This window comes from Nitratidesulfovibrio oxamicus (assembly GCF_015731765.1).
Taxonomy (GTDB): Bacteria; Desulfobacterota; Desulfovibrionia; order Desulfovibrionales; family Desulfovibrionaceae; genus Cupidesulfovibrio; species Cupidesulfovibrio oxamicus.
On the sequence record NZ_VRYY01000037.1, the window covers coordinates 1 to 8,612 of the forward strand.

The 8,612-nt window shown below is 66.5% G+C and carries 8 protein-coding genes and 1 tRNA gene; all 9 read left to right on the forward strand.

Annotated features, from left to right (window positions below; translation table 11 throughout):
- The first annotated feature begins 93 nt into the window (after positions 1-93).
- Positions 94-2,910 carry an isoleucine--tRNA ligase gene (gene ileS / locus FVW20_RS01840; protein ID WP_196608047.1) on the forward strand — a complete coding sequence of 939 codons (2,817 nt, stop codon included), beginning with the start codon at positions 94-96 and terminating at the stop codon, positions 2,908-2,910.
- Positions 2,911-2,997: 87 nt separating this feature from the next.
- Positions 2,998-3,498, forward strand: coding sequence for a signal peptidase II (gene lspA / locus FVW20_RS01845; RefSeq protein WP_196608048.1), 501 nt, complete (start codon positions 2,998-3,000; stop codon positions 3,496-3,498).
- Positions 3,499-3,508: 10 nt separating this feature from the next.
- The gene (locus tag FVW20_RS01850; protein WP_196608049.1) at positions 3,509-3,703 is read left to right on the forward strand and encodes a PLD nuclease N-terminal domain-containing protein; all 195 of its coding nucleotides are present in this window, start codon (positions 3,509-3,511) and stop codon (positions 3,701-3,703) included.
- 95 nt (positions 3,704-3,798) lie between these two features.
- Complete coding sequence (gene ybgF / locus FVW20_RS01855; RefSeq protein ID WP_196608050.1) at positions 3,799-4,800, forward strand: tol-pal system protein YbgF; 1,002 nt, start codon at positions 3,799-3,801, stop codon at positions 4,798-4,800.
- 33 nt (positions 4,801-4,833) lie between these two features.
- The gene (locus FVW20_RS01860; RefSeq protein WP_012611413.1) at positions 4,834-5,277 is read left to right on the forward strand and encodes an NIL domain-containing protein; all 444 of its coding nucleotides are present in this window, start codon (positions 4,834-4,836) and stop codon (positions 5,275-5,277) included.
- Positions 5,278-5,803: 526 nt separating this feature from the next.
- Positions 5,804-6,550, forward strand: a complete 747-nt coding sequence (locus FVW20_RS01865) for a protein phosphatase CheZ (RefSeq protein WP_196608051.1) — start codon at positions 5,804-5,806, stop codon at positions 6,548-6,550.
- A 246-nt stretch (positions 6,551-6,796) separates the two neighbouring features.
- A complete protein-coding gene (locus tag FVW20_RS01870) occupies positions 6,797-7,726 on the forward strand; it encodes an NAD(P)/FAD-dependent oxidoreductase (protein ID WP_196608052.1) in 930 nt (309 codons plus the stop codon).
- A 121-nt stretch (positions 7,727-7,847) separates the two neighbouring features.
- Positions 7,848-7,923, forward strand: a tRNA-Ile gene (locus FVW20_RS01875).
- 190 nt (positions 7,924-8,113) lie between these two features.
- Positions 8,114-8,612 (forward strand): Nif3-like dinuclear metal center hexameric protein (locus FVW20_RS01880; protein WP_196608053.1); only part of this gene is annotated, 499 nt, incomplete at its 3' end.

Consider the following 8,612-nt stretch of genomic DNA (forward strand, 5'->3'; position numbering starts at 1 on the left):
CGCGCCACGCGCGCCGTCACCCCCGCCGGGCGCGGCCATGCGCCGCCGGCCGGACCTTCCGGCATGCCGACACCTCCCAGGAGCAGCACGTCCATGAGCGACTACAAGAAGACCCTGCATCTGCCCGACACCAAATTTCCCATGAAGGCCAACCTCACCCAACGCGAGCCGGAAATGCTCAAGTTCTGGGAAGGCATCGACGCCTACGCCGCCATGGCGCAGGCATCGGGCCAGAAGGGCCAGTACGTCCTGCACGACGGCCCCCCCTACGCCAACGGGCACATTCACCTGGGGACGGCGCTGAACAAGATCCTGAAGGACATGGTGGTCAAGTCGCGCAACATGCAGGGCTACGCCGCCCGCTATGTGCCCGGCTGGGACTGTCACGGCCTGCCCATCGAACACAAGGTGGAACAGGAACTGGGCGAAAAGAAAAAGGAACTGCCCGCCCACGTGGTGCGCAAGCGTTGCCGCCAGTACGCGGAAAAGTACCTGGACATCCAGCGCAAGGAATTCAAGCGCCTTGGCGTGCTGGGTGCCTGGGACAAGCCGTACATGACCATGGACCCGGCCTACGAGTCCGCCACCGCGCGCGAACTCGGCAACTTCGTGGCCGCGGGCAACGTGGTGCGCAGCAAGAAGCCCATCTACTGGTGCTGCTCGTGCCAGACCGCCCTGGCCGAGGCCGAGGTGGAATACTACGACCACACCTCGCCCTCCATCTTCGTGCGCTTTCCCCTGCGCGACGCCAGGGTGGCGGACGTATTGAACGTGGATCCGGCCAGCGCCTGGATCGTCATCTGGACCACCACCCCGTGGACCCTGCCCGACAACATGGCCGTGGCCGTGCACCCCGACCATGACTACGCCGTGGTCCGCCACGACGGCGCGCACTACGTGCTGGCCGCCGCGCTGGTGGAAAGCAGCGCCAGGACCTTCGGCTGGGAAGGATACGAAGTGGTGTCCACCGTGCCGGGGGCGAAGCTGGAAGGCCTTGCCGCCGCGCACCCCTTCTACGACCGGCCTTCGCCGGTGGTGCTGGCCGACTACGTGGTGCTCGATTCCGGCACCGGCTGCGTGCACACCGCGCCCGGCCATGGCCGCGAGGACTACGAGACCGGCCTGCGCTACGGGCTGGAAATCCTTTCGCCGCTAAACGATGAAGGCCGCTTCCTCGATTCCGTGCCCTTCTTTGCCGGGCTCACCGTGTTCGAGGCCAACCCCAAGGTCATCGAAAAACTGCGCGAAGTGGGCAACCTGCTGGCCGAACGCAAGATTTCGCACAGCTACCCGCACTGCTGGCGCTGCAAGAAGCCGGTCATCTTCCGGGCCACCACCCAGTGGTTCATCGCCATGGAAAAGAACGACCTGCGCGCCCGCGCGCTGTCGGCCATCCGCAACGACGTGCGCTGGATTCCCGCCTGGGGCGAGGAACGCATCCACAACATGATCGAATTCCGCCCCGACTGGTGCATCTCGCGCCAGCGCACCTGGGGCGTGCCCATCATCGCCCTGCTCTGCGAAGGCTGCGGCGAGGCGTGGAACGACGCCGCCTGGATGCGCGACATTGCCGACCGCTTCGCCAAGCACCCCACCGGCTGCGACTACTGGTACGAAACGCCGCTGGAAGACATCGTGCCCGCCGGCCTTGCCTGCCCGCACTGCGGCGGCAACCACTGGAAGAAGGAAACCGACATCCTGGACGTGTGGTTCGATTCCGGCACCAGCTTCTCCGCCGTACTGGAACAGCGCGGCGACACCGCATTTCCGGCGGACCTGTACCTGGAAGGCTCTGACCAGCACCGCGGCTGGTTCCACAGCTCCCTGCTGGCCTCCATCGGCACGCGCGGCGTGCCGCCCTACCGCGCCGTGCTCACCCACGGCTACGTGGTGGACGGCGAAGGCCGCAAGATGTCCAAGTCCATCGGCAACGTCATCGCCCCGCAGGAGATCATCGACAAGTACGGCGCGGAAGTGCTGCGTCTGTGGGTGGCGTCCGTTGACTACCGCGAGGACATCCGCATCTCGGACGAAATCCTCAGCCGCCTGGTGGACGCCTACCGGCGCATCCGCAACACCTGCCGCTATCTGCTGGGCAACATCGACGACCTGACGCCCGAGGAAATCGTGCCGTTCTCGGTCATGGACCCGCTGGACCGCTACGCCCTCGACATCATGACCGATGCCCACGCGCGCATCCAGGAAGCGTATTCCGAGTTCGAGTTCCACAAGGTGTTCCACACCCTGCACAACCTGTGCGTGACCGACCTCAGCGCCTTCTACCTCGACGTGCTGAAGGACCGCCTGTACGCCTCGGCCAAGGACAGCCCGGAACGCCGCTCTGCCCAGACCGCCCTCCTGCACATCCTGCTGGTGCTGGTGCGCGACATGGCCCCGGTGCTCAGCTTCACGGCGGAGGAAGTGTTCCGGCACATCCCCGAGGCGCTGCGCCCCGCCGCACCCACGGTGTTCGCCCTGCGCGGCTCGGATACGCCGCTGTACAACGTCAGCTCCGACGAGAGCGAACGGTGGGAGGCGGTGCTGGCCGTGCGGTCAGAGGTGACCAAGGCCATCGAGCCGCTGCGCAAGGCGGGCACGGTGGGCCATTCGCTGGATACCCACGTCACCCTGTACGCCGACCACAAGCTGGCCGACCTGCTGCGCGCCACCGGCACCGACCTGCGCGCGGTGTTCATCGTCTCCAAGCTGAACATCGCCCCGCTGGAAGACGCCCCGCAAGACGCCTTCGCCTCCGAGGAAGTCAAGGGCCTGCGCATCGGCGTGGCCAAGGCGCCGGGGGCCAAGTGCGAACGCTGCTGGATATACCACGAGGAACTGGGCGCGGACCCCGACTTCCCCGGCGCCTGCGACCGCTGCACCACGGTGCTGCGCACCGGCGGCGCAGAGTAGCGTAAACAGGCCCGATCATCTTCCCCCGCCCGGCGGTGCCCACCGCACCGCCGGGCGGGGCATGCGCCCAAAGCCCCAAGAGGCCCCATGCGTCCCAGATTCGTCATGGTCTTCTCCATCGCCGCCGTCGTCATCGGCCTGGACCAGCTCACCAAGCTGTGGGCGGTGACGGCCATCCCCGAACACCATTCCGTGCCGGTCGTTGCCGGGCTTTTCGACCTGGTCAACGTGCGCAACCGCGGGGCGGCCTTCGGCTTTCTGAACCGCTCCGACATCGAATGGCAGTTCTGGCTGTTTCTGGTGGCCACGGTGCTTGCCGTGTGGGCCATCATTTCGCTTACCCGCGCCGCGCAGGAAGACAGGGTGCTGTTCACCGGGTTCGGCTGCATTCTCGGCGGCGCCCTCGGCAACCTTGTGGACCGGGTGCGCTTTCGCGCGGTGATCGACTTTCTGGATTTCTACGTGGGCGACTGGCACTGGCCCGCCTTCAACGTGGCGGACATCGCCATCTGCGTGGGCGCGTTCCTGGCCTTCATCGCCATGTACCGCCAGCCCGCCCCCCCCAACGGCACATCCAAGGCCCGGTAGGAAGGACACCATGAATACGGCCCTGCTCATTCCCCTGCTTGCCATTCCCATCTTGCCCAACCTGTGGTGCATCTGGCATTCTTACAGGCACGAATTCGACCGCCCGGCAGAAAAGGCCTTGTGGATGGCGGCCGGAATATTCCTTCCCGTGCTCGGCGGGCTTGCCTACCTTGTCTTCGGCCAGCGGCGCGCCCGCAAGGCCTGACGCAGGCCCGGCCCACGCCCTGGCGCGGACAAGGACCGGCCCGGGCACCGAACCCTTACGCCAAGCAAAGTGAACCGAAAGGCGGACCAAAAGCCATGAAGACCCGCATCCTTTCCCGTCGCTTCCTTCCCGTGTGCTCCCTGGCCGCGCTGGTGGCCCTTGTCGGCTGCGTGCGCCAGGAAGACGTGGACGCCCTGAACGCCCGCGTCATGCGCCAGGACCAGCAGATCCAGACGTTGAACTCGCAGCTTTCCGGCGTGCAGCCCGCACAGGCGGACACCTGGTCGCAGGTGCAGTCCACCCGGCAGGAAATCGCCACCTTGCGCGGCCAGATCGACGACATGCAGATGCGCCTGAACGCCACCGGCGACCAGAGCCGTGACCTGCCCCAGATGCGAGACCAGCTGAACCGCCATGATATCGCCCTGCGGCAGATGGCCTCGCAACTGGCCATCGACATCGACAGCGTGCTGGCCGCCCCCGCTCCTGCGGGCGCTGCCGGCGCCGCCTCCGCCACCGGCACGACCCATGCGGGCGACCCCAATGCCCCGGTCCTGCTTGTAAACCCCGGCAAGGAGAACGGCTTTGTCGTCGCGCCATCGAGCCAGCCCAGCGGGCCGGTCACGGTGCCCCCGGCGCAAAGCGGCACCATGGCCGTGACCAGCGCGGAACCCGCCAAGGCCGCACCCGCACCCGCCGCCAAGCCTGCCGCAGCTGCGGTAGACACGGCCCAGGCGCTGTACGACCAGGGCATGACGGCGTTCAACGAGCGCCGCTACAAGGATTCCGTGAAGGCGTTCACCGATTTCACCAACACCTTCGGGGACCACAAGCTGACCAGCAATGCGTGGTTCTGGCAGGGTGAGGCCAACTTCCAGCAGCAGGACTTCGCCCGCTCGGCGCTGGCGTACGAACAGGTCATCTCCAAGTACCCCAAGAGCCCCAAGTACGCCTCGTCGCTGCTCAAGCAGGGCATCTGCTTCTACAAGCTCGGCAAGAAGGACGCCGGCAAGGTGCGCCTGGAGGAGCTGATCAAGAAGCTGCCCGATTCGCCCGAAGCACAGCGCGCCAAGAAGTTCCTGAGCGAGAACAAATAATCCGAGTACCCGGAGCTCCGGCCCGGAAACAGCATGACCGAACAACAGACCAAGCCTTACCGCAAGAACATCCATCTCACGTTCCCGCCCGAAATCTCGGGCAAGCCCATCGTGAGCGACCTGGTGCGCAGGTACGACCTTACCGTCAACATCCTGAAGGCCCAGATCACCCCGCGCAAGGAAGGCTACCTGACCCTGGAGATTTCCGGGGGCGAAGACAACTGCCTGAAGGGCATCGCCTACCTGCGCGAGCAGGACGTGACCGTCACCGACGTCTCGCAGCGCATCTCGCGCGACGAGGACAGCTGCATGCACTGCGGCATGTGCACCGCCATCTGTCCCACCTCGGCCCTGGCCATGGACATCGAAGCGCGGGTCGTGGTGTTCGACAAGGACCGTTGCACCGCCTGCGGCCTGTGCACGCGCGTGTGCCCCGTGGGGGCCATGAACGTCGAAGTGGAGAACGGCGGCCTGTAGCCGTCGGCGCTGCTCCGGCAGTGCCCGACGGACGTTGCCGGGCGCTGCCCCGCCTGCGACTGCCTTATGCTGACACACCCCGGCGGGGCGTGCGCGACATGTTCCGCGCACGCCCCGCCTTCCTGTTGGCGACGCAGCTGTGCACCGTGCTCGCGCGCGGCGGACGGCTGCCTGTTCCGCCGATTTCCGCTTTTCCCACGGCCCACTATCTGCTAGGTTCACCAATGCGGACTTCCGTTCCCGGATCGGGTTTCCGGTTCTGCCCGGTCCTGTCGGGTTCTGCCCGGTCCTGTCGGGTTCTGTCGGGTTCTGTCGGGTTCTGTTGTCCTGCCCGGTCCTGCCCGGTCCGGGCGCTCATCCGGTACGGCTCGCAGCCTGTCCGGCGGACAACCAGTTCAAGACAGGCCCCTGGCACAGCCTCGCAACCGACCCAGGGCACTGCCCGGACCGGCACCACCGGACCAGGCCCGCACGAGCCACGCCAGCCCCACGGCACGGCGCACACACCACCAGCAGGAGCGCACCCATGGTCACGCAGGAAGAACTGCTCGACAACGTGATGGAACGCGTGACGAACAACCTCGTCGTCAACATTCGCGACGTGCTTGCAGCCACCATCGAGCGGGAACTCACCACCAACCTCACCCGCGCACTGGTGGAAAGCGAATTCTACCGCCGCATCAGCGACGACATGCGCGGGGGCCTGCAGACCATCTACCGCGAAATCTCCACAGCAGCGAAGCCCGGCTCGCAGGAAGCCCCGGAAGGTGCGCTCCCCGCGCAGCGCGAGGACGCCGACCGCCTGTTCAACGAGGCTTCGCGCCAACTGGACGAAATCCTGGTCACCACGCAAGAGGCCACCGAATCGATCATGGACGTGGTCGAGGTTCAGATCGAACGCCAGAAGGAAGCAGCCGTGCTGATCGAGGCCGTCCGCGCCGGAGCAGGCGTGGAACGTGCCCTTGAGCGCCTGGTGCATATCAACTCCGAGTTGGGCGAGGGGCTTGTGGAAATCCTGACCACCCTCGGGTTCCAGGATCTGACCGGCCAGCGCATCAAGAAGATCATCGCGGCCCTGCGCACCATCGAAAGCACCGTGGTGGAACTCTACCTGTCCACCGGCCTGCTGATACGCGCGCGCGAGGAAACCCCGGAAAAAGACATTTCGCAGATCGAGGCGGAAACCCGTCAGGTGGTCTCCGAACTGAAGGGACCGCAGCGCGGCACCTCGCAGGAAAACGTGGACGATCTGCTGGCCCAGCTGGGACTGTAGGACTCACCGGGACTTTCGAACACGGGCGGAACACGGGCGGGAAGCGGCCCGGCATGCGCGCCGGACAAGATCGGCATCGCGCCCGGCCCCGCCTTGCACCCGCCCCCCTTGCCAGCCACTTCGCACTGCCTACTTTCTGGTTCGGCGCGCCATGCGCGGGCGTTCCCCGCCGCCCGACGCGCCCTGCCGGAAACACGCAACAGGCGCACGGCCCCACCGCCAGCGCCTTTCCTTACGGAGATGCCCATGTCCGAATCCACGTCCGCCTCCGCCAACGCCCCGCTGGTGATCATCGGCTCCGGCCCCGCCGGGCTTTCCGCCGCCATCTACACCGCCCGAGCGGGCATTCCCACGCTGGTGCTGGGCAGCGCCCCCAAGGTGGCGGGCGACTACGACATCGACAACTACTTCGGCTTCGACGAAACCATCTCCGGGCGCGACCTCATCGAACGGGGCCGCAGGCAGGCCGAACGCTTCAGCGCGCAACTGCGCGAGGAACGCGTGCTGGCCGTGCACCATGGTGATGCGGGAGGCTTCCGCGTCAAGACCGACAAGGGCGCGTACGATGCCTGCGCCGTGGTGCTGGCCACCGGGGTTGCCCGCGTGCGCCCCGGCATCGACAACCTGGGCGACTTTGAGGGCAAGGGCGTGTCCTACTGCGTGAGCTGCGACGGGTTCTTCTATCGCGGCAAGCAGGTGCTGGTGCTGGGTGAAGGCATTTTCGCGGCCAACCAGGCCCTGGAACTGACCCAGTACACCTCGCACGTGTCCATCTGCACCCAGGGCAAGGAACCTGTGCTCAATTCCGGCTTCGAACAGCGCCTGGCCGATGCGGGCATCACCATCGACACCCGCAAGATCACGCGGCTGGCCGGTGAGAACGGGCTTGAGCGCGTGATGTTCGCCGACGGTACGGAAGCGGTTGCCGACGGCCTGTTCGTGGCCATGGGCGAAGCGTCGTCCCTCGATTTCGCCTATTCCCTGGGCGTTGAACGCAAGGGCGTGTTCCTGGTGGCCGATGGCGAACAACGCACCAACATCCCCGGCATCTTCGCGGCGGGCGACTGCACCGGCGGTTTTCTGCAAATCGGCGTGGCCGTGGGCGAAGGGGCCAAGGCGGCCCGTTCGGCCATCGCCTTTGCCAAGGAACAGTCCTGCGCGAAAAAGGCCGGGTAGGTGCTGGCGGTAACGCCAGGGTGCGGCATGCCCTGCTTGACAGCCGTCGCGCCCAGGCGTATCAGATTCGGCTCACCGGTCAGCATTCCGGACATGGTGCCGGGCCGCTCCGGTTACGTGCGGGCCTATAGCTCAATTGGCAGAGCCCCCGGCTCATAACCGGTTTGTTGCGTGTTCGAGTCACGCTAGGCCCACCAGATTTTCCCGGGCAGGCGCTTGCGCCGCCCCGGCACCGGGCACCGCCAGTGCCCCCTGCCGTGCAACAGAGCAACGGGACAGGAACGCGGACATTGGAGCAGCACCAATTCCGGAACCACGCCTTGCCGCTTCGAGGGTGCTTGCGCCGAGCAAATCCGGCGAAGCACCCTCTTTGCTTGGAAAATTTGCATGAAACGCTCTGAAATAATTAACGTTATCGAAAAAACGGCACTTCCGGCATCCGCCGCCCAGTGGGACAGGTCGGGGATGCAGGTGGCCGGGCACGACGCAGAGGCCACGGCCCTCGCCGTCTGCCTCGACCCCACCCCCACCGCCGTCGCCGCCGCCCTGGACCTGGGCGCCGACGTCATTCTTTCGCACCACCCGTTGGCCATGGCGCCCCGCGCGCTGGACACGCTGGACGACCATCACGCCGTGGCAGCTGCCGTATTGGCGCGCGGTGCGTGGCTGTACGCCGCGCACACCTCGCTGGACGCCAATCCCGACGGCCCCGTGGGCTGGCTGGCCCGTGAACTTTCGCTGGACGCCCCCGAAGTGCTGGACCCCACCCTGCGCCAGGAACCGACAACGCGGTGCATCGTGGCGGCGGCAACGCCCGTGCCGCACTGGGCAGACCTGCCCGGCGTGCTGGCGTACCGGGTGCTGGGCGGCACCGCCGTGCTCAGTT